17 protein-coding genes are annotated in these 21,012 nt (G+C 43.6%); 6 read left to right on the top strand and 11 right to left on the bottom strand.

The window, feature by feature from the left end:
* Positions 1-60: 60 nt before the first annotated feature.
* The 4 genes from GLO7428_RS17730 to GLO7428_RS17715 form a co-directional block, all read right to left on the bottom strand.
* Complete coding sequence (locus tag GLO7428_RS17730) at positions 61-399, bottom strand: STAS domain-containing protein (protein WP_255348395.1); 339 nt, start codon at positions 397-399, stop codon at positions 61-63.
* A gap of 170 nt (positions 400-569) precedes the next feature.
* Entirely contained in the window at positions 570-2,561 is a 1,992-nt protein-coding gene (locus GLO7428_RS17725) for a glycosyltransferase (protein ID WP_015189947.1), read from the bottom strand.
* Positions 2,562-2,581: 20 nt separating this feature from the next.
* A complete protein-coding gene (locus GLO7428_RS17720) occupies positions 2,582-4,036 on the bottom strand; it encodes a DUF3131 domain-containing protein (RefSeq protein ID WP_015189946.1) in 1,455 nt (484 codons plus the stop codon).
* Positions 4,036-5,160, bottom strand: coding sequence for a glycoside hydrolase family 26 protein (locus GLO7428_RS17715; RefSeq protein WP_015189945.1), 1,125 nt, complete (start codon positions 5,158-5,160; stop codon positions 4,036-4,038). Before GLO7428_RS17715 ends, GLO7428_RS17720 begins: the two co-directional genes overlap by 1 nt.
* 589 nt (positions 5,161-5,749) lie before the next feature.
* On the opposite strand from GLO7428_RS17715, the gene GLO7428_RS17710 reads away from it, so the two are divergent.
* Together GLO7428_RS17710 and GLO7428_RS17705 are read left to right on the top strand one after the other, a co-directional pair.
* Positions 5,750-6,775 carry a DUF3466 family protein gene (locus GLO7428_RS17710; protein WP_015189944.1) on the top strand — a complete coding sequence of 342 codons (1,026 nt, stop codon included), beginning with the start codon at positions 5,750-5,752 and terminating at the stop codon, positions 6,773-6,775.
* A 29-nt stretch (positions 6,776-6,804) separates the two neighbouring features.
* A complete protein-coding gene (locus GLO7428_RS17705) occupies positions 6,805-7,902 on the top strand; it encodes a glycoside hydrolase family 26 protein (RefSeq protein ID WP_015189943.1) in 1,098 nt (365 codons plus the stop codon).
* A 122-nt stretch (positions 7,903-8,024) separates the two neighbouring features.
* Here GLO7428_RS17705 and GLO7428_RS17700 read toward each other — a convergent pair whose 3' ends face one another.
* From GLO7428_RS17700 to GLO7428_RS17690, 3 genes are all read right to left on the bottom strand, one after another.
* On the bottom strand, positions 8,025-10,799 hold the full coding sequence (locus tag GLO7428_RS17700; RefSeq protein WP_015189942.1) for a DUF3131 domain-containing protein: 2,775 nt from the start codon (positions 10,797-10,799) through the stop codon (positions 8,025-8,027).
* Between the two features lie 92 nt (positions 10,800-10,891).
* Positions 10,892-12,364 carry a DUF3131 domain-containing protein gene (locus tag GLO7428_RS17695; RefSeq protein ID WP_015189941.1) on the bottom strand — a complete coding sequence of 491 codons (1,473 nt, stop codon included), beginning with the start codon at positions 12,362-12,364 and terminating at the stop codon, positions 10,892-10,894.
* Positions 12,365-12,458: 94 nt separating this feature from the next.
* Positions 12,459-13,667, bottom strand: a complete 1,209-nt coding sequence (locus GLO7428_RS17690; protein WP_015189940.1) for a hypothetical protein — start codon at positions 13,665-13,667, stop codon at positions 12,459-12,461.
* A gap of 234 nt (positions 13,668-13,901) precedes the next feature.
* Here GLO7428_RS17690 and GLO7428_RS17685 point away from each other — a divergent pair, with 234 nt between their 5' ends.
* From GLO7428_RS17685 to GLO7428_RS17670, 4 genes are all read left to right on the top strand, one after another.
* Positions 13,902-14,768, top strand: coding sequence for an urease accessory protein UreD (locus GLO7428_RS17685; protein WP_015189939.1), 867 nt, complete (start codon positions 13,902-13,904; stop codon positions 14,766-14,768).
* A gap of 5 nt (positions 14,769-14,773) precedes the next feature.
* A complete protein-coding gene (ureA, locus tag GLO7428_RS17680; protein ID WP_015189938.1) occupies positions 14,774-15,076 on the top strand; it encodes an urease subunit gamma in 303 nt (100 codons plus the stop codon).
* A 327-nt stretch (positions 15,077-15,403) separates the two neighbouring features.
* Positions 15,404-15,715 (top strand): urease subunit beta, encoded by a 312-nt coding sequence (locus tag GLO7428_RS17675; RefSeq protein ID WP_015189937.1) that lies wholly within the window; start codon positions 15,404-15,406, stop codon positions 15,713-15,715.
* Positions 15,716-16,016: 301 nt separating this feature from the next.
* On the top strand, positions 16,017-16,676 hold the full coding sequence (locus GLO7428_RS17670) for a response regulator transcription factor (RefSeq protein WP_015189936.1): 660 nt from the start codon (positions 16,017-16,019) through the stop codon (positions 16,674-16,676).
* A gap of 198 nt (positions 16,677-16,874) precedes the next feature.
* On the opposite strand, the gene GLO7428_RS17665 is transcribed toward GLO7428_RS17670, so the two are convergent.
* The 4 genes from GLO7428_RS17665 to murC form a co-directional block, all read right to left on the bottom strand.
* Positions 16,875-17,348: a low molecular weight protein-tyrosine-phosphatase gene (locus GLO7428_RS17665; protein WP_015189935.1), complete on the bottom strand. Its 474-nt coding sequence runs from the start codon at positions 17,346-17,348 to the stop codon at positions 16,875-16,877.
* A gap of 247 nt (positions 17,349-17,595) precedes the next feature.
* Positions 17,596-17,946 (bottom strand): YbaB/EbfC family nucleoid-associated protein, encoded by a 351-nt coding sequence (locus GLO7428_RS17660; RefSeq protein WP_015189934.1) that lies wholly within the window; start codon positions 17,944-17,946, stop codon positions 17,596-17,598.
* A gap of 156 nt (positions 17,947-18,102) precedes the next feature.
* Complete coding sequence (gene murB, locus GLO7428_RS17655; RefSeq protein ID WP_015189933.1) at positions 18,103-19,122, bottom strand: UDP-N-acetylmuramate dehydrogenase; 1,020 nt, start codon at positions 19,120-19,122, stop codon at positions 18,103-18,105.
* A gap of 85 nt (positions 19,123-19,207) precedes the next feature.
* Positions 19,208-20,728, bottom strand: a complete 1,521-nt coding sequence (gene murC / locus GLO7428_RS17650; protein WP_015189932.1) for a UDP-N-acetylmuramate--L-alanine ligase — start codon at positions 20,726-20,728, stop codon at positions 19,208-19,210.
* Positions 20,729-21,012: the final 284 nt, after the last annotated feature.

The raw sequence follows: 21,012 nt of genomic DNA, 5'->3' as shown, positions 1-21,012 counted from the left end.
TATTTTGCTCAATTTAAATGAGCAAAATAATTTTATTTTATATAAGTATGAAAATTCCAACTACTTGGTAGCTAGAACTCTTTGATTAAATTCATCTTGATCGGCAAAAATCTCAAAAACACGATCCATTTTGGTTAGTTCAAATAGCATTCTTACCTGATCGTTGACTGAACAAACAAATAGTTTTCCACCAGCACTACGTACTGTCTTCATTGCAGAAACTAAAGCTCCTAAACCAGAACTATCAATAAAATTCACCTTTTGCAGATCAATTAAGACAATATCAGCGCCAGCAGCGACGACATCACTAACTTCTCTCCGAAATTGATTACCCCTAATACCATCTAAAATGCCTAAAGGCTGCACAATTTTAATAGAATTCATAGTTTCTAGTTTTATTGTTAACTTATTTTCACTTTGCTATTTTGGCATTGATTTAATTTATCGACAAGGTATAAATACGGAGATTTTGCATAAAAACGACTTATTTGCGTTTTTTTTAACATGATATTCATCCACCTCAATTCAGTACTTAAATAATAATGAATGCTAAAACATATTAGTAGCTTTTATTTAAGATAAGTACTATGTGGTTGCCAAGTAGCTGCACGAATGATCGCCCAAAGTAGTGATAAGTTATAAACTGCCCAAGCGCCATTGAGTAGGTATACTGTAGGACGATCGAGATCGCCAATGGCAAATCGATAAAGACTCCAAAAAATACCAAGAATTGTGAGTGCAAAAACAGTTAATTGTGGCACGATCAACCGTAGATAAATTCCTGATTGTCTTTGTTTGGGCGTGACTTGGAACTTGATTGATTGTCCTGTAAATACACTCCATACGGCTTGAATCAACAAAGGAAATAAAGCGATCGCATATTGTTCGGAACGCCAAATCTCGCGTGCAGGAATACCCCACGTTGCTGCCATAAGTGTCAGGCGGTTGACGATAAACGCTGGAAAAAAGTGTAAAGCAAAATCAGGACCGTAAGTTTTCACAGGAATAACTCCCGTAAAGAAATAGATGATCGGACACGCGATAAAAACAACAGTGGCAAAACCCGAAAAATAGCTATACATCGTCTTGAAATAATGCAACCTTTGCCAAAACGTCAATCCTGGTTTTGTGAGAGGATTTTCGCGGAGGAAAACTTGAATTGTTCCTTGCGCCCAACGCAATCGCTGCTTGAGAGTAGAACTAAGATCGTCAGGGGCTAAACCTTCTGCCAAAAGTTCGTTATGATAAACCGATTTCCAACCCGCAGCGTGTAACCGCATTGCCGTATTCATATCTTCCGTAATGCTGTTACTTGAAACACCACCAACTAACTCAAATTCATCAAGTCGTTTCTCATTTTTGGCAAATTCATCGGAGAAATACTGAAGTCCAACACCAATCAAAGCATCGCGACGAATGACCGCATTTGTTCCGGTATAGAAAGCGGCATTCATACCATCTTTACCCTGCTGGAGTGGTCCGTAAAATAGATGGGCTTGATGTCCAAACGGATCGTCGGGAGGTAAGTTGTAGAAATCTTGAGGAGTTTGCACAAATGCCACTCGATTGTGTTCGTATTTTCCTGCAAACACGTTGTAAGTGTAGAAATACGGTAAGACACGTTTGAGAAATTGCGGCTTGGGAATATGATCCGCATCGAGCGTCAAAATAAATTCACCCGTAGTATCTCCATAAAAGAGCGCATAGTTGATATTTCCAGCTTTGGCATGATGCGGAACACCAAGGGGCTTAGGACGTGCAATATAACGCAGTCGGTTGAGTTCGATGAGTTCGAGTTCTTTTTGATGAATCGCGTCTTCTAAAAATTGGCGCTCAGTCGATAGGCGATCGCTAATACTAGAGTGTGTTGGATGTAACAGTAAAATTAACTGCTGCAAACGTTGTAGAAACCTAGTTTCGATTTGAGGGTCTTGCGTAGGAGCGATCGCCTGTAGCCACTCCTCAGCCGCTTGCGTATCTGGTGCTAATTCATCGAGTTGTTGAAGGCGTTTTACCAACGCAGAACGCTCAGCATCAATTTGCGTCGCTTCCTGCTGAAGTAAAGGTTTTTGTAAATCTTCGATACTCAATTTCTCCGACATCGCACGCATGACGGGTGAGTTTCCATCATCAAGCACATAAACCCGCAACTTCGTTGGCGGATAATCAATCGCCAACGCCGCCCTAGCAGTTTGTTCAACGATTTCTGGTGGCTCGTTGTAACACGTGATAAAAACATCAACCGTAGGCAAATCAGCCCGCGACATTGGTGGTGTCAATTTGTCCAACGACTTGACTTGTCGCACAATCGGACGCCATAACCCCACAACAAACATCACGCCGCCGAAATAGCTGTAAATCTCTGCTAAGAGTAAAGGAATCGAAAGCCACAGCGCATCAAAGTTAATCGAATGCGTCATTCGCCAAGACAAGTACCAAGCACCAAAAATGAGATTAATTTCTGCCAAGTAGCGAAAAAGCAAAGTACGCTCTCTGAGCCGAGAACGAGTATTACTACCAGCAAAATTTGATAGATTTTTTGTCTGAGCAACTGAATTCATAAGCATATCGATGATAAGAATTAAAAAACAAGCGGACGTTGACCTCGCGCTTGGTAAAGTAGACTTTCTAAAACAATTGCGTTGGTATTAATATCAATTGAGCGATTGACACCGAGTTGACGTTGTTCGTACCGCCCAGAAAGATAACCGCGATTTGGGTCGGCAAGGTTTTGCACAAAGTCACGTAACTTCTTGGCATAAGGATCGTCTGGTAGCAGTGCAAACCAAGCAAACGCTGCTTTCGTGCTGAGAAACCGCAGTTGGGGATAGGTGCGTCCTCTGGTATCTGTCACGAGCCAAGGTCGATCGTTCGCGTAGACACTGTAATAAAGAAAATAAGGCGGGCGATCGAGCGAATCTTCATTCACCGCAGTTAAAATGCCAGTACGTTGAAACCGTTGAGCTTGCAGTTGTAAAAGTTTATTAACTTGTGGCTTGACAGCATCTGACCATCCCAATTCCAAGCCCCAAAGCAGATAGGGATCGTTTGTCAAATAGTTGGTAGCCCCAGAGTTTTTGAAGTTGCGTTGATCGACTTCTAACGCAATGCCATCGACTGTAACTGTCTTAACGGGTGGTTTAGACAAAGCATTTGTGGCTTCAAGATGCCAAAGTTTTAAGCTGTGGGCAGCGTATTGCTCATAACCTAAGCGTCCTTCTTGAACTTGGAGAATTTGTCCGTTGTTGGAGATACCGCCATTTAACCAACCGTTTTTCACAAGTTGTGATAGCTTCCAGCGTGCAGCAATGCGATTAATGCGATCGCGATATTCGGGATACTGCTCGCGGAAAACGTGTAATCCCAGCAAAAAACGCGCCATATCCAATGCTGACCAACCACTTTTACCCTGAAGATCGGGAGTATTATTAAGTTGCCGCATCTGAGCGGTATGCGTACTGTAAGCTTTATTCGGCAAGCCTGTTGCTGGTAGTGGTAATGTCTCTAATGTTCGTAAAAGCACGTTCATGCGCTTTTGAAAGACATCCGCAGGCAATAACCCTAATTGTCGCGCCGCATGAATTCCGAGTAAGGCACTGCCTTGATCCCATAACGTTGTCCACGGTAGATTGTCTACGGCATTGACTAAACCTGTTTGAGAATTCCAGTTACGCTCAAAATACTTCCAAGCGCGTTGCGCAGCAATTTGATCGACTTCGCGTGTTAATCGCGGTGTAGCTGTTGCCGGAACTGGGGTCGTTGGTTTTGGAATAATCGGTTTGAGGCTAGGCGCTGGTGAAGGAAGCGTAATCGGGCGTGGTATTTCAACAGGAGTTGTCGATTCTGGTGTAGGAGGCTGTGGATCAGGATTAAAATTATCCGGCGCAGCAAGCAGAAATGATGGCGATCGCACCGGATGAGAATTGCTGCGCAAGCATTCTGCACTTATACGAGAACAATCCAAATGCTGTGTTGTGACAAACACCATCGGTAATATAACGCTCACCCCAGTCATCGCCACTCTCATCCCAGCCATTACCGCGAAAGCTCCATTCGTGCTAAATTTGCAGGCGCTACATAGCCAAAAGCCGGAAGTGCCACTGCATCGCGATAGCCAGCCGAATTACGATCGCGATCGCTGTAAAATGCCCAATCACATTCTTTATCAATATTGAAATAGAGAATGCCGCGCACGCCCATCGCTGCTAGCTGCGCGTAAGCGTCTCGCAACCATCGATCTTTCGCACTACTTGTAGCACCGCTTTGCGTATAACTCGTAGTCGCTGTTTGCGCGATAAAAATGGGCTTGCCAGGAGCCATAACCCGCATCCGCTGAATATCAGACTCGAACACTTCTTGCGGCGTCTTCCACTGCTTCCAACTAGCATTGCGACAATGTCCCCAGTTGTAGGAACTAAACGCAACAACATCGACTCGCGCCGATCCTGGATAGTAGTTTTCAAATCGGTGCTGTGCATTCTCACTCCAACCATTCGGTGCAAATACCCAACGAACTGCACCAGGAGCAACACCAGCTTCTGTAAAGATTGTCTGAATACGTTGGTACGCTAGCTTAAAGTTCTGGGGGTCTTTACTGTAAGTTTCTCCAGGAATATTCATCTCTTGGAATGGCGCAATAAATGCCATGCGTCCTGAGCCTTGCTTTGACCAGTCGGCGTAGGCTTGCGCTAGCTTTCGGAGTGATTGATCGACATCTCCTCTAGCAATCTGTGCTGCTGAACGCGTCGAATCTAAATTAATAAAAGCAGTGTAACCATTGCGTCGGAGTATTTCTAGACGTTCTTTGATATTGTAGGCAGGGTTTGAGTCTTCAATATCCATAAAAAACCCTGCAAGCGAATGACGCTTACCCGCCCAATTATCCACCTGACGCAACTCGCGATCGATGACACGCTGCAAACCTAAATAGTTTGGAGTATAAAGTCCTAGTAGTACTGGTATGTGGGAATTCCTGACTGCTTGATGCGAGCTTTGATTCCTGGAGGTATCAGCAGCTGCATTCTTAATCCCAAATAGACCACCGAGTAAAACAACCATGAGTACCAGTCGCCATTGCCACTGATTTCGGGGACGCTGGCTGCGATCGCCAATAGCATGAATCTTTATGTTTCTAACGCTTGAGTTTATGAGTCGCAGCATCGCTTGGCACGATCATGAACCTTCTAACCCTTCATAATGCCCAACACAAATGCGGAACTAACAAGTTGTGCGTTTGCGATCGTAATTATTTTTCGTACTCATGTATTTGTTGATAAATTGTGTATTCAGGACACACTGCATACTTGTTTTAACCTGGATGTGTCTTGCTATATTAGTAACTTTTGTGCGTCTCCGTATATTTACTAATAATAGTTTTTGAAACTTACTTTGACATTTATTCAAGATTATTTTTTAGAGAAGGTCGGGCTTACTCTTACAAAAAAAATGCTTGATAAAAATCCGTATAATAACTGAGAATGAAATATTCTCAGTATATTTTTGGAGAAATAATTCCTTTTTTATTTTTTTAATAAAGTCTCTAAAAAAACTATTCAATTATTAGTTAATTGTGCCAAGCTTCATAGAGAAAATAGTATAAAACTTACACAATACCTCTTTGAAACTCTTATTCCTTGGGAAACGAGGTTCTTTTTTTCCTAATTTTGTGTAAGTCCTGTAGCAATTAAGTAAAGTTCAAACAGTAACTAGACTTGCTGTTTATGCTCCATATTTAGTGTTTTTATTTACTATGAAATTTTTCAAGGTTAGTCTTGCTATAGCAAGCCTTACTGTTCTTAGTCTTGCTGCTTTGCCTATTCGTGCTAGTAGCCAAATCTACTTGATTGTTGACCTGGGTAGTCTAACTCAAGGCGGATACGGTCGAGCCACTGATATCAACAACGTAGGTCAAGTCGTCGGGACGGCAACTTCTGCGCAACGTTATTACAATAACCGTGCTTTTGTTTACAACAACGGACAAATGACTGACCTTGGTATTCCTGGGAAAAATTTATATAGCTACGCGCAAAGTATTAACGATTTGGGTGACATTGTTGGTTATTGGACAACTCCGAGTGAGTTCTCGCGTGCTTTCCTTTACAGCAATCAAAAAATCACCAATTTAGACAAAGACACTTATGCGCAAAGCATCAACAATTTAGGTGCGATCGCAGGCTATAGAACAACTACTATAGGAAATCGTGCGTTTCTCTACAGCAATGGTCAGATCGTTGACTTAGGTACGTTTGAGGGCGGTAAAGATAGCTACGCACAAGCAATTAATGACGCGGGTGACATCGTTGGCTATGCCGAAACTGCGAGTGGCAGTTATCATGCTTTCCTCTACAGCAGTGGTCGAATGGTTGACCTGGGTACGTTAGAAGGTGGCGATCGCAGCGAAGCGAATAGCATTAATAATTCTGGTCAGATCGTAGGTTATTCCAGCACTGCCAGTGGCAATCGTGCTTTTCTTTATCAGGATGGTCGGATGATTGACCTTGGAACCCTTGGTAACAACATCAACAGCGTTGCCTATGGTATCAACGATTCGGGTCAAGTCGTTGGTAGTTCCGGAAATAGCCGAGGACCGAGTACCGCGTTTCTCTACAGCAATGGTCGGATGATCGACTTAAATAGCCTGCTTCCGCCTCACTCTGGTTGGCTATTAACTGAAGCCCGTGACATCAATAATCGCGGACAGATTACTGGTATTGGCATCATCAACGGTCAAAATAGTGCCTTTGTGATGAATCCTAGTGCATCTTTCAATCCATAAATACTTTTTGCCTATCTTGAATCAATTTTATGAAACGCTTGTGCCGGATCATTAGTAGCTTTTTTGCGTGTACACTTCCCTTCGCGACTTTTACGCAGCCTGCATCTGCGGATACACTTCTCGGTATTTACTACGGAAATCAAGGTTGGGAAATGGGTAATGTCCAGGCGTTAGAAACCTGGCAAGTTAAGAAAAACGCGGTAGTGAATCTCTTCACAGACTGGTGTACCCAAACTTCAACGCTGGATAACTTATTTGATCGCCAACTTCCCTACATTTGGAACAACCAAAACGTCCCAATGATTACTTGGGAACCTTACCTTTGCGAGGCTTCATCTACCCCTAACGATATCGAGGTACGGATAGCGCAAGGTAGACATGATAAGTACATCAATGATTGGGCTGATCGCCTCAAGACTTTCCTCAGCGGACCTGATGGAGTTTACAACACAAGTGACGATCGCCGCGTTTATATTCGCTTGGGTCATGAGATGAATGGTTCTTGGTATCCCTGGGGTGCAGCGATGGGGAATAATTCACCCAGCGATTACGTAAATATGTGGAAGCGCGTTAAGGGGATTTTTGATAGCAAAGGACTCGATGCGAATCACGTACAGTGGGTTTGGGCAGTCAATAACGATGATGTTGGTGGTTATAGCGCCGAGTCATTTTATCCAGGTGATGCGGATGTTAATTGGATAGCGATCGATGGCTACAACTGGGGAACAAGTCAATCATGGTCAAACTGGCAAACACCACAGCAAGTCTTCGGCTCGATGATTAACCGTTTACGTACTATCTCAAATCGACCACTGACAATTACCGAGTTTGCAAGTAGCACATCAACAAGTTCCGGTAACAGCGTTACAGCAAAAGAACAGTGGATTACCGATCTTTTCAACTATGCCACAGCACAAAATATCAAGATGCTACTTTGGTTTAACGAAGACAAAGAGACTGACTGGGCAGTATTTGGTGGAAGTCGAGGCGACGGCACTTTTATGTATGGTTCTCAAACTTATATTACCAACTCTGCCTACAGTTCCTCGGTTGCAGCCAGTCAATTTATCCCATCGAATCACAACAATCCGCGTCTACTGACAGATGCTCAATTTACTGGACAGTAAAATCCACTCGTGCCTGGTGACTAAAGCTTGGCGAATGAATTCGTAGCTAAACAAACAAAGTCCACGGAGGTGGACTCTCATCACACTTTGTTTCGGTAGGCCCGAAGCAAGTCGGAGGGCTTTTATGTTTTTTTCTGCGTTGAAACCCAGTAAGTGCCAAAAGAATCGGTAACTAGCTGGACTTTTTGCGTTGCTGTTGTGGGTAAACCACGACCAGAATTGCCTGCTTTGATCGCCTCCCACCATGCTGAATTTGTTGTGTTGTTTGGTTGAATTAACGGTTGCTTTGTAACGCTGTACAGCAAAGATTGGAGAATCATACTGTTGGTACTGCCAGTAAAGCCAATGGCAGTTTTACCAGTATTTTCGTAAAAACCCTCGTAAAAGCCGAGTAAAGGATTGTACAAGTCAGTAGTTGCATTCACTAATTCTTGCGCGTAGCGATCTTCTGGTAGCAAGGCGTGATAGGCAAAAGCTACTGCCGTACTCACTAAACGTCCTTCGGGTACAGACTGACCGTCATCGGCTAAAGCTGCCCAAGGCTCTCCTTGACCGATAATTGTGCTGTGGATAGTATAAGGTTTGCGGTCGATTAAAGTTGTGGCTGCGGCGGTGTGCTTTCCTGTACGACGATAGCGTTGTGCTTGTGCAGTTAATATGGGTTGTACGAGCGATCGCATTTGCGGATCAAAGCCAAATTCGAGTCCGTACAGTAAAAACGGATTGCTTACTGTGTATTGATTCACCTTGGCGTTTGTCTCGCGGCGAAGGCGCTGAATCGGTACTTCAACTCCTTCTACTCTAGCAGTTTGATATTGACCGCCAACTGCTGAATTTGTCACATCAAATCCCCATAATTGAAAAGCACGGGCGGCATATTCTTCGTAACCCAGGCGCGTTTCAGGGTTCACCCTTGTGAGGGATCGCCCTTCTTTATCTTTCATGACCGTAGCACTTGCAACAATTCCATCGCGGACAACGCGCAAATACGACCAATCCAGCACAATTTGATCGACGGCTTGAGTATATTGCGGATAACAAGTTTTTAGATTGTAAAGCGACGCTAAGATTCTGCCGATATCTAATGCTGACCAACCTGTACCCTCAGGAACCGGATTTCCGCCGTAATCAACCGATTGCAGCGATCGCGTATCATAACCGCGATTGGGTAACTCTCCAGCAAATAATGGTAATTTTGTCAAGGCAGCTAAAAGATGCCGCGCGCGCAAGTCAAACTCTTTGGCTGAAATAATGTCAAGCGATCGCGCTGCTTGAAGTGCTGCGAGATAATCTCCCAATCCCCAAAGTGTTGCGCCTTTGAAGTCACTGCGATCGTCAACTAGCCCACTGCGGTGATAATTTGCTTGAAAGTACCGCCATGCAGCTTGTGCATAGCGACGTTCGCTGACTGTTAGTCGTCGATTTAGCTTGCGATTTGTGGAAAATGGTTGACTCACGGGTGGAATTGGTTCAACCACAATTTCTGTCACTTCAGGTGTTGGCGATTCAAGGGTAGGCGTTTGTGTAGGTGTCGTCGCAGGTGAAGGAGAAGTTGAATTGGAGGCTTCTAGATCGCTTGGCGTTCCTGTCGAAGCACTTACTGTAGCTGATGCAATTAAAGGGCGATTGCCTCTAGCTTTGTAATAGAGAATCTCTAGAATCAAGCCATTGGTATTCCCTGTTAACGCTTTATTTGGTTGCTGCGTTTCTTCATAAATTCCAGCATAAAAACCTTCATCAGAACTGCGGAGGTCTTTGACCGCCTCAAACAGTTTTTGCGTATAATCATTTTCTGGATAAAGATAGCGCCAGCCAAAAGCAGCTTTTGTACTCAAACTGCGTAATTGCGGATAAGGCTGATTTGTGTCTGTAATCGTTGCCCAAGCCTTACCATTAGCGTAAACTGTGTTGTACAGAAAGTAAGGTTCGCGGTCAATATTATCTTCGGTGACTGCCGTGAGTTGTCCAGTAGCCTCGTAGCGTCGCTTTTGCACTTCTAAAACTCGCACTGCGTACTCAGCTAAATCGCCTTGCAAGCCAAATTCAATTGCATCTAAGATGTAAGACTCGCTCACTACGTAATTATTCGCGTTTGTCGTTTGAAAGTCGCGGGTATCAACAGGAATTTGCACGCCATTGATTTCAACAAATTTGAATGGTTCTAAAGAAATTGCTTTCGGTGCAGCAAAGTCCCAAAGTTCATAACCTCTAGCCGCGTATTCTTCGTAGCCGAGTCGCCCTTCTTGAACTAATAATGTTTCACCATCAGGAAGCACAGTAGCGCCAAAAAGCTGTCCATCTTTGAGCGATCGCGCTAGTTGCCACTTGGCGACGATTCCTGTTAGCCAATCATTGTATTGCGGATGACACGTGCGAATAATATGAAATGCGGCAAGTATCCGCCCCAGATCCAACGCTGACCAACCAATTCCCCGCTCTACCGGATTATTGCCATAGTCCACCATTTGTCCGGTTGCTGTGTTGTAAACTTTATTCGGTAGACCATCTTCAAACAGCTTTAAGTTGCTCAGTGTCGTTAAGAACTTATTGAGGCGCGCATCAAAATCAGCTTGATCAATTAAATTGAGCGATCGCGCTGTATTCAACGCCGTCAAATAATTACCCATGTCCCAAAGTGTACCGGAGGGATAGCCACCTGTAGAATTTGTAAATCCGGTTCCAGGTTGATAATTTTTAACAAAATACTGCCAAGCACTACGCGCATAAATTTGCTCGTCATCGGTTAACGGTGCTGTAATATTGTTACAACTATCAGTATTATTTGGAGTTTGTGCAAAAGATTGTGTTGGGACGTAAAACAAAAAGTACGCGATTATGCCAATAAGAAACAATACGATTAATCGCAACCATTTTTGTTGATGGCGCTTCCAAGTCATAGTCAAAAAATTTATGTTTTAAGGAATCAAATTAGTGGCTAAGCAGCGTGGAAAAATTACAAGAAGTAAAGACAGCGAAAACCAAAAAACAATTAGTGTCGAGTTATCGGTACTCTTCGCCCCTCACTCCTCAGTCCTCGCTCCTCCAAACTAATACCTGCCCAAACAATCAGTGGTTTTCCAACTTGTTTGTAAAGTAAACTTTCTAGAATCACGCCGTTGTTATTCGCGGTTAGTGCGCGGTTAGGCTGACGCAGCGATTCATAAAAGCCGTTGTACCAGCCACCGTTAGATTTCAGATTTGCTTGCACGAAATTGTACAATTGGCGCGTGTAGGTCGTGTTGTACAGCATATGCCAACCGATCGCTGCTTTAGCACTCACAAACCGCAAATTGTTGTGTTGTTGTCGCGTATCGGTGATTGTTGCCCAAGGTTGTCCGTTGACGAATAAGCTACTGTAGACAAAGTAAGGTGGGCGATCGAGGTTATCTTCGGTTACAGCAGTTAGCTGTTTTGTCGCACGATAGCGGGCTTCTTGGGCAGCTAACACGCGGTCAGCATAAGCTTTAGGCAAAGCTTGAAATCCAGTTTCAATACCATCTAATATAAAAGGCTCGCTGAGGACGTAGTTATTTGCTCCCGAAGTTTTATAATCGCGGCGATCGTAAGGAACTCCTTGTCCGTAAAGATTCACAAACGCAGTATGCGACTGATAATCTAAGGCACGTTTGACATCTAAACCCCAAAGTTTTAAACCAAAAGCCGCATAGTTTTCGTAACCTAAGCGTCCTTCTTGGTTGTATTGTTCTTTACCATTGACAATTGATGTACCATACATCTGCCCATTTTTAGTTAAGCGATCCACTCGCCAGGACTGCCAAACCTTTTCAGTTAGCGATCGCAACGCGGGATATCTTGCCCCAACAATTTTTAGCCACATCGCCATTCGTCCTAGATCGAGTGCTGACCACCCAATTTCTTCGCGTTTATCTAATTGACCATAGTTAACAGGAAGTAAGGTTTTTGCGTTGTAAACTTTATTTGGCAATTCTTTTTTATACAACGGCATTGCGGCGAGTGTTGCTAACATCCGGCGCATCTTAGTTTCAAATTCTGTTGCGGATACGATATTTAACTCTCTTGCACTCACCAAAGCGGCGATCGCGGCGGCTTGATCCCACATCGTCACCGAGGCAAAACCATCGGCAGAATTGACTAAACCTGTTTGTGCATTCCAATTGCGCTGAAAATACAACCAAGCTTGACGCGCGATCGCCATTTCCTCGGCAGTGATTCCGACTTGCGGTGCAATATACGGTGTTGTTACCTGACTAACGCTAGTTGGTTGTCCTGGGAAAACGACTGATTTGGCATCAAGCGCTGCAATATCAATCGTATTGGCACTGGCAACCATAACGCGCTCAGATTCTGGTAACTTAGCAGTTTGATACAGATGCTTTGACCAAGAATTAAATTGCGCGATCGCAATCACAGCCGTAACCACTCCTCCTACGGAAGCAAGAACTGACAACCCTTTCGGTGGTGGTTCAAAATCAGAATTCATGAAAGTGAAGCCTCATTAAGTTTGCAAGTTTTTCACTTGACCCGCCTTACGACTTCATTCTTCCCAGTTGCAAAATAGAATGAACACACCGATACTAAAAGCTAATCCGCACTTGACCTGTAAGCGAACTGCCACCGTAAGCACTACCGCCAGTATCTTGATTGCGGACGTTACTAAAGCTATAACCAAGGTCTGCTTCAATATCATGAGAAATTTTTGCTGTACATCGCGCTTGATAACTATTCGCGTTGTCCATTTCTCCTCGCAGGCGTTGTTGTCCTAAATTAGCCGCAAGTCGGCAACGTAAAAAATTAAAAACGTCTCCTTCCCAAGCTAGCTCAGCGTTATAAACTAAAAAATCTAGTGGCGAAAAGTAACCACTCGTGCGTTCAAAGTTGTTTGCATAATTCCAAGTGAATAAATTTGCTGCAACGCTAAATTGACCAAATTGACGCTCTAACCGACTAAAAGATTGCCACTCTGAATTACCATCGTTGTAACTACCCCAGCGCAATGTCGAGAAAAAGCTGGTATCGCGATCAATTTGCCAATATAAACTTGGTCCTAATCGCCAAGCTGTAATTTGATTTTCTAACGTTTGCGCATTAAATTTATACGAACCCTGTTCTAAAGCCGCTGATAAGACAACACCCGATCGCAATTCACCGGAAGGTGCAACTTTTACGACAATTGGAGCATCAAGTTTCGCACTAAAATTGAGTGCTGGCGGTAGACGATCGAATATATCAACCCCTACTGCGGTTTGTAGTGTCATCCCACCAACTTTTCCCGCCCATCCTACTTGAAACGGAATATTTGTAATCGATGCAAGAGTCGGTTCGTCAAAATAATTAAATCCTGTCTTGAACGTGAGAGTTGCATCATTAGATAGACGAAACTGGATTGTTGGCTCAATCAATAAATTGCGATCGCCAAAGTTATCTGTCTGATGACGAAAGTCAGTTTGAATACTTTCTAAGACAGGTGCTGTCGTTGATTCGGTAACTGTAGGTGGTACGCTTAAATCTTGTGGAGGTTTTGGTGGTGGTGGCGGCGGCGATCGCAGGCTGGGATTGAAGTTTTCAGGTGCAGCAATTAATATTGGACTTTGTTCAACGCGTTGCTGAATAGGAGTGTGACTTGCCCCGCTATCCCCAGTGAACAGACATTTTTCTGTAGGTTCTCCCTCAGAATTGAGAACTGAAAGGGAAAACTTCCCAGTAGCAGCGTTTGATTGAGTTGCTGCTAATATCCATATGCTCAAGCTGCCAATTATGCTCCATTGTCGCAAACTAAAATACATAGTCCGTCAATGGATGACTTCGTTTCATATTTACTGATGACACAATTGCAGATTGTAGATAATTCACCATGACAAGAAAACTAGCGCTAACTTAGCAAAGCATCCAACCGAGATCTTACTGAGAAAGCTTGCTAGGTTCATGATTTCAACTTTTATAATTAAGCAAATTTACGCTATAGAATTCAAAAGATTTGTGCCTAACGTGTCACACTACCTGCATAAGGTCATCAAAACATGTCGCGCTTGCTAGAACTCAACAATTCTCAGGAGCCTAATTCTTGGCACGGTAGCTTAAATATGGTATACACCTGTGTTGATGGTGCGACGACAGTAACTCATCAGCAAATGCAAGCACCGTTAAAAGTCCAAAGACCTTTTTATCCCGAAGGCGCAGAAGTTTGTCATAGCGTCATTTTACACACGGCTGGTGGTGTTGTCGGTGGCGACAAGCTTTCGCTTAATTTTCACCTACAACAAAACGCGCACACACTTATTACAACCGCCGCCGCCAGTAAGATTTATCGCAGTAATGGCTGGGAAGCTAGGCAGAATATTCAGGTACAAGTTGACAGTAATGCTTGTTTAGAGTGGTTTCCGCAAGAAACAATTGTATTCAATGGTGCAATTTACCGGCAGGATTTACGCGTAGAATTAGCACCAGGTGCTACCTGGACAGGCTGGGAAATTACCCGCTTTGGTCGCAGTGCTAGGGGAGAAAAGTTTTTACAGGGAAACTGGCGATCGCATACCGAAGTTTGGCAGCAACAACGTCCTTTATGGATAGATCGCCAACAGTTACGCCCAGATGTGAAAGTTATCGATAGTCCTCATGGTTTAGCTGGAAAATCGATCATTGGCAGTTTTGTTTGGATTGGACAACCTGTATCCGCTGACGTGGTAGAAAAGGTGAGAATGCTATCTACCGTAGATCAAGGCGAAACAGGTGTTACGCGTTTAACGACAGGTTTACTCTGTCGCTATCGCGGTGACTCGACAACCGAGGTGCGCCAATGGTTTACTGAGGTTTGGCATTTGCTACGATTATCTTCTCTAGGAAAACCAGGCTATCAATCGCGGGTTTGGCAAATTGAAAGGAACTGACTTCTATGCAACTGACACCACAGGAAAAAGATAAGCTACTTATTTTTACTGCTGCTTTACTCGCCGAACGACGCAAACAAAGAGGCTTAAAATTAAATTATCCCGAAGCGGTAGCTTATATTTCTGCGGCAATTTTAGAAGGCGCGCGCGACGGACGTACGGTTGCAGAATTGATGAGTTCTGGCACAAATTTGTTGACACGCGAAGATGTTATGGATGGTGTTGCAGAAATGATTCTAGAGGTGCAAGTTGAAGCAACATTTCCTGACGGAACAAAACTCGTTACCGTTCATAATCCCATTCGCTGATTTAAACTGTACATATTTGATTTTTAAAAACGAAGATATAGGGGGATACTGGCGCGTGGAAGTTTTCTCTAATTTTGATTTTTTGTATTTAATTAAATAGGAAATTGGTTAATTTGTTTATCAAAGCTACAATGCTTGAAACATTAGCCATTGCTGCAAGTAATAGAAAAAGAATAGTTATAACAAAGTAAAATAATCCGCTGATACGGTGAAATTTGAATAATTTTAGGGCTTGAAAATTCACTCTCAGCTAATTAAGTGCTATGAGTTTGTCCTGAAGTAAATAGAAGAGTAGAATTCAAGAACGTCTATATTAATTCCAGAGCAATGATTCCAGGAGAGTTGTTAGTACAACAAGGTGATATAGAACTCAATGCGGGGCGTCAAACCATACGAATTAAAGTTGCTAATCGCGGCGATCGCCCTATTCAAGTTGGTTCGCACTTTCATTTTTATGAAGTAAATCAAGCGTTAGACTTTGAGCGCGATCGCGCGCGCGGGATGCGGCTTGATATTCCTGCGGGTACAGCAGTACGCTTTGAACCTGGAGACGAGAAAGAAGTGGTTTTAGTCCCTGTGGTTGGCAGTCGTCACATCTATGGCTTCAATGGTAGAGTCAACGGCGCGTTAGACAGTTAAACTGCACGTTAATAATTTAGCGCAATCACATCAATCAGCTTTCCACTTGATTCTTGTATTGATTTTTATCGAGTGGTAGTTTTTTATTAGAGTATCGCTCATAACCATAAGTGGAAACAATCAGCGTGAAGAGTGATTTTTTGTTTAAATTTCAAACCTAACCTTCGTTAGAAGATGAATTATTAGCTTTAGTTTAAGATTATTAATACAATGTATGAACAACCTTTATATGTACTTGCGGTTGTAGAATGCACCCATTTCGATATGTTCCTTGGTTAGAAATGCTAACTACGTATTATCCATGCCTTTGACGCTTCTCGTCGTTGATGACGATCTCGGAACTCGTTTGTCGATCAGCGACTACTTGGAAATGTCTGGCTATTCAGTGCTAACAGCAGCTGATGGTCAAGAAGCGTTGGCGATGGTAGAAACATACCATCCTCACTTAATGGTGACAGATATTGTCATGCCACGAATGAATGGCTATGAGTTAGTGCGTCATGTTCGTCAGCATCCCAAGTTTCGCTTGTTACCTGTGATATTTTTAACAGCAAGAAATAAAACCGAAGAAAGAATCGCTGGTTATCAATCGGGGGCTGATTTATATCTACCTAAACCTTTTGAATTAAATGAACTTGGGGCTGCGATTCGTAATTTGCTAGAGCGATCGCAAATCATTCAATCCGAGGCGCGTTTGTCGTATGAAGAAGGTTTACGGGCGAATTCCCACACTTTAGGACACGAAGGGGAAACGCTAGAAGTTCCTATCAAGCTAACTCAACGCGAACAACAAGTCGCCGTTTTACTAACGCATGGTCTTTCCAACGCTGAAATTGGCAGTCGATTGCACCTCAGTCCGCGGACAGTTGAAAAATATGTCAGTAGCTTGTTTCGGAAAACGTCAACGAGTAATCGTGCCGAATTAGTTGGTTTTGTGATGAAATACCGCCTATTACAATAGACTTCCTGCATGAATCACAAATGCCTTCCAACTGAAGTTGGGGGCTACAAAACAAAGTGTACCTTCGTACACTTAAACAAGACTTTTAAGAGGGTAAGGCATGCCTTACCCGTAGTCTACGGAAGTAGACAGGCTTTAATTAGCTGCGAATTTATTCACAATCACATTCATGCAGGAGGTCTAATAATGATTCAAGGATTATACGTCTTTAACTTCTTGAAGTAAGCCAGTGCAAGCATCAAGGAGAATATCAATAACGTAGTTAAAGCCTTGTGCGCCTCCATAATAAGGGTCTGGGACTTCTTCAATGTTATGCTGCGAGCAATAGTCACACATTAACCGTACTTTCTCGCGATATTGACCAGTGCGATCAAGTGCGAGAATATCTTGGTAATTTTCGCGATCCATTGCCAGAATTAAATCAAATTCTTCCAAATCAGACCTATGTAACTTCCGCGCACTTCCTTGGAGTTTAATTCCCAGCTTACTCGCTGCGGCGATCGCCATGCGTCGATCTGGTGAACTTCCGATGTGATAACCACCTGTACCTGCTGAGTCACAAATAATACTTCCGTTGAGGTTTTCCTTATCAAGTAGATGATTCATGATATTCTCCGCCGCCGGAGAACGACAGATATTTCCAAGACAAACAAATAGCAGTTTGTAAGGCATTTTGAGGGATCAGAGGTCAGAGGTCGGAGGTCAGGGGGACGGAAAGCAGAGGATAGTAGTTAGAGCGATGAGTTACTCGTTGAGAGTTATAAGTTTAAAATAGTTATGAGTTAAGACACTTCTTTTAATAAATGCCTCTGGCACCTTTCTTTGCTTTCCAAAACTCAAAACTTAAAATTTAAAACTCTTTCACTAGCCACTAGTTACTCTTTCACTCACCCCTTGCTCCTCGCCCCTAGCTCTTAGTTTACATTCCCATTCCTGGCAATTCTAAACCGCTTGTTAATTCTTCCATGCGTTCGCGCATTGTAGCGGTAGATTTATTGTAAGCATCTTTCATAGCTATGGTTATTAGATCCGAAAGTACTTCAGCACCTTCATTGAGTGCTTCTGGGGCTATTTCAACACTCTGAGGCTCTTGGTTACCGCTAAGGACGACCTTAACTAACCCACCGCCAGCTTCGCCAGCGATTTGCATTTGCTCAAGTTCTTCTTGGAGCCTTTTGGCACCTTCTTGTACTTGTTGTGCCTTTTTAAAAGCATCGGCTAGTTCTTTCATTTTTCCTATACCGAAGCCAAAACCTTTTCCTTGTGTCATATAAAGATTGACCGCGTTGCAAATTGGATACAAAGTTCCATTAAATTATAGATGCCCTGATATCGAGTTGAGCGAATTTGGGAAGGGGTCAGAGGTCTGAGATCCGAGGTCAGGAATGACACAAGCGTTAGAAAATAGCGCTGATTCCGGCTTTTTCTAGTCCAATTCACCCAAGATTTTTACTTCTGGCTCTAACAAAATGGACCAATGCTGCTGTACTTGGTCTTGAACATAGTTAATTAACTGCAAAATGTCGCTGGCTTTAGCACCGCCACAGTTAAGAATAAAGTTGGCGTGGCGTTCAGCGATTTGCGCGCCACCGATTTTGTAGCCTTTAAGACCTGTTTGCTCGATTAACCATCCGGCAGTATACGGTAAAGGATTGCGGAACACGCTACCACAACTTGGCAGATGGTACGGTTGGCTTGTGCGGCGTTGTTCGAGGTGTTGGCTAGTGGTTGCTAGAACCTGCTCAGGGTCAGCACCTGGTTGCAGTTGAAAGGTGGCTTGAGTCACTAAACGTAAAGGTTTACCCAAGCCAGCAGCGATATTTGCTTGCAGCACCGATGTCCGATAGCGGTATTCTAATTGCTCCGGCGCGAGCGTTTCTACCTCACCGTTAGGAGAAAGAACCTGAGCGCTTACCAAGATATCAGCGATACAACTTTTATGCGCGCCAGCGTTCATGACTACCGCGCCCCCGACGCTACCAGGAATACCTACAGCCCATTCTAAGCCTTGCCAGCCGCGTTCAGCCGCTTGCCATGCTAAACGTGGTAAAGGTTCTCCCGCAGCAACTGTGACTTGACCAGTCATGAAGTTAAATTCAGTATGACGCAAATGACGCGTCCCAATGACTAACCCAGGAATTCCGCGATCGCTGACGAGTAAATTAGAACCTGCACCTAATAGTGTTACAGCTAAACCTTCGGCGTTAGCCCACGCAAAACTTGCTTGTAATTCTTCTAGATTACGCGGTGCGACATACCATTGTGCGGGACCACCGACGCGAAACGAGGTCAGCGTTGCTAGCGGAATTTGCGATTTGATAACACAGTTAGTATTAGGTAAATATATAGATTTAGCCTCACTAGCGCTTAATTGCTGTACTTTTGTCACAATTAAAGGCGAAGCCTTACTATCGATAGAATCCAGGTTTGCTTGCGAAATATTCATAACAGCACAATAAATCGAGGTGGAGATATGAGGAGAATGAATTTAAACCACGAAAGCGAGCGATCAACTTAAGGTTTCTTGCGGATCAAAGCTCCTCGGCTCCCCTTAATTGGCGAATCGAGTTCATCACCTCTGGAATAACTTGATTTAAGTTTCCAGCCCCAAGAAATAGAGCTATGTCTCCTGGCTGTAATGTTTGAGTGAGGTATTCACAAACCGCTGTCAGAGTTGGCTGAAAGCTCACTTGCGGATGATGTTCGGCTACCATCGCTGCAAGTTTCTCTCCACTAATTTGCCCTAGATTAGGTTCGCCTGCACTGTAAATCTCGCTAATTACCGCAATATCAGCATGGTTAAAAGATTGAGCAAACTCTGGTAAAAACGCCAGCGTGCGACTGTAACGATGTGGTTGAAACACCGCAACGATCTTGACGTTTTCTTTTGCCTGTAAACGAGCCGCAGCTAGAGTAGCACGAATTTCGCTTGGGTGATGCGCGTAGTCATCGATAAATAAAATACCGTTCGTTTCTCCACGCAGTTCAAAGCGACGGCGAGCGCCTGTAAACGAGGCGATACTAGCGGAAATTGTTGCAAAGTCTAACCCTAGCAATCTACCAACCGCGATCGCAGCTAGCGCATTACTGAGGTTATGCTGACCTAATAGCCGGAGGTTAAGAACACCGAGTACTTCGCCTTTTTCCCAGACGCGCGCGATCGTACCCTCTGCACCATACTCGACATCGGTAACGGTATAATCTGCGTTGGTATTGGAATCGAGGCTATAGCTAATTGAAGGGCGGATGCGATCGCGTACAGTTTCACAATCAATGCACCCGACTAACGTTTGACAGCGATCGGCAAACACTTGGAACGTTTGTACAACTTCTTCTAACGTCCCGTAATGGTCGGGATGGTCCAATTCAATATTAGTAACAACACCAATCGCCGCAGAAAGTTTCACGAGTGAACCGTCCGATTCATCGGCTTCGGCGACAAGATATTCGCTTTGCCCTAGTCTGGCATTTCCTTCCCAAGCATTCACTTCGCCGCCAACAACAATTGTCGGGTCAAGTCCTGCTTGCAGTAGCATATAGCCAATCATGCTACTTGTCGTTGTTTTACCGTGCGTTCCCGCAACAGCGATACTTTGATAATCTTTAATAAGTGCTGCTAAAAGGTCTGCGCGATGAAATATAGGACACCCCAAATCAAGGGCGGCGCGATACTCTAAATTAGCTGTATTAATAGCAGTTGAACAAATAACTTGCGGTAAACTTGTGTGTGTATTGGTAGCTATACTTTCTACTGAGTTATAGGGTGTTATTAGTACCGAAGTACTATTTGCTCGGCTTCTCGGCGTTAGCAATTCTTGACAATCAGGCGAAGTTTGTGGCAAGAAAAACGTCAGATTTGTCGCTTCTTGCTGATCAAAAATACTGACCCCTAATGCCTGCAATCGTTGCGTAATGTGACTTGAACGAATATCCGAGCCTGATACAGGGATGTTCCGCTTAGCAAGAATATACGCAAGGGCAGACATACCGATGCCGCCAATACCAATAAAATGAAATGGCTTACCGCTAAAATCAACAGAATTCAGTAGCATTTTTGCTCCTTCCACACCACACCACAGCATACTGCACAAATGTTAGGCGATATCATATCAAGAATTTCTTTTTTTCGGGAACTCTCTTATTTGAGATTTCTCACTCTACGTAGAGTTATATTTATTGCTACTTTTTCAGCTTCAGTACACTCCTTAAGAAATAGGAAGTCATTTTTCTGGCGGACAAATAGCTATCGTTATATCCTGAGTGAATCATTTGCCCTGTATTAAATCACTAAAGTTAAAAATTAGCGATACTAACTTTTGAACCTTAATGCGCTACG

It is taken from the genome of Gloeocapsa sp. PCC 7428 (genome assembly GCF_000317555.1).
Taxonomy (GTDB): domain Bacteria; phylum Cyanobacteriota; class Cyanobacteriia; order Cyanobacteriales; family Chroococcidiopsidaceae; genus Chroogloeocystis.
The sequence above is the reverse complement of the archived record's forward strand: the minus strand, read 5'-3'. Positions and strand labels throughout refer to the sequence as shown.

Bases quoted from the DNA above. Each gene is read 5' to 3' on its own strand.
- GLO7428_RS17725 (WP_015189947.1), bottom strand. From the start codon at position 2,561: ATGAATTCAGTTGCTCAGACAAAAAATCTATCAAATTTTGCTGGTAGT.
- GLO7428_RS17720 (WP_015189946.1), bottom strand. From the start codon at position 4,036: ATGGCTGGGATGAGAGTGGCGATGACTGGGGTGAGCGTTATATTACCG.
- GLO7428_RS17715 (WP_015189945.1), bottom strand. From the start codon at position 5,160: ATGCTGCGACTCATAAACTCAAGCGTTAGAAACATAAAGATTCATGCT.
- GLO7428_RS17710 (WP_015189944.1), top strand. From the start codon at position 5,750: ATGAAATTTTTCAAGGTTAGTCTTGCTATAGCAAGCCTTACTGTTCTT.
- GLO7428_RS17705 (WP_015189943.1), top strand. From the start codon at position 6,805: ATGAAACGCTTGTGCCGGATCATTAGTAGCTTTTTTGCGTGTACACTT.
- GLO7428_RS17700 (WP_015189942.1), bottom strand. From the start codon at position 10,799: ATGACTTGGAAGCGCCATCAACAAAAATGGTTGCGATTAATCGTATTG.
- GLO7428_RS17695 (WP_015189941.1), bottom strand. From the start codon at position 12,364: ATGAATTCTGATTTTGAACCACCACCGAAAGGGTTGTCAGTTCTTGCT.
- GLO7428_RS17690 (WP_015189940.1), bottom strand. From the start codon at position 13,667: ATGTATTTTAGTTTGCGACAATGGAGCATAATTGGCAGCTTGAGCATA.
- GLO7428_RS17685 (WP_015189939.1), top strand. From the start codon at position 13,902: ATGTCGCGCTTGCTAGAACTCAACAATTCTCAGGAGCCTAATTCTTGG.
- ureA (WP_015189938.1), top strand. From the start codon at position 14,774: ATGCAACTGACACCACAGGAAAAAGATAAGCTACTTATTTTTACTGCT.
- GLO7428_RS17675 (WP_015189937.1), top strand. From the start codon at position 15,404: ATGATTCCAGGAGAGTTGTTAGTACAACAAGGTGATATAGAACTCAAT.
- GLO7428_RS17670 (WP_015189936.1), top strand. From the start codon at position 16,017: ATGCCTTTGACGCTTCTCGTCGTTGATGACGATCTCGGAACTCGTTTG.
- GLO7428_RS17665 (WP_015189935.1), bottom strand. From the start codon at position 17,348: ATGCCTTACAAACTGCTATTTGTTTGTCTTGGAAATATCTGTCGTTCT.
- GLO7428_RS17660 (WP_015189934.1), bottom strand. From the start codon at position 17,946: ATGACACAAGGAAAAGGTTTTGGCTTCGGTATAGGAAAAATGAAAGAA.
- murB (WP_015189933.1), bottom strand. From the start codon at position 19,122: ATGAATATTTCGCAAGCAAACCTGGATTCTATCGATAGTAAGGCTTCG.
- murC (WP_015189932.1), bottom strand. From the start codon at position 20,728: ATGCTACTGAATTCTGTTGATTTTAGCGGTAAGCCATTTCATTTTATT.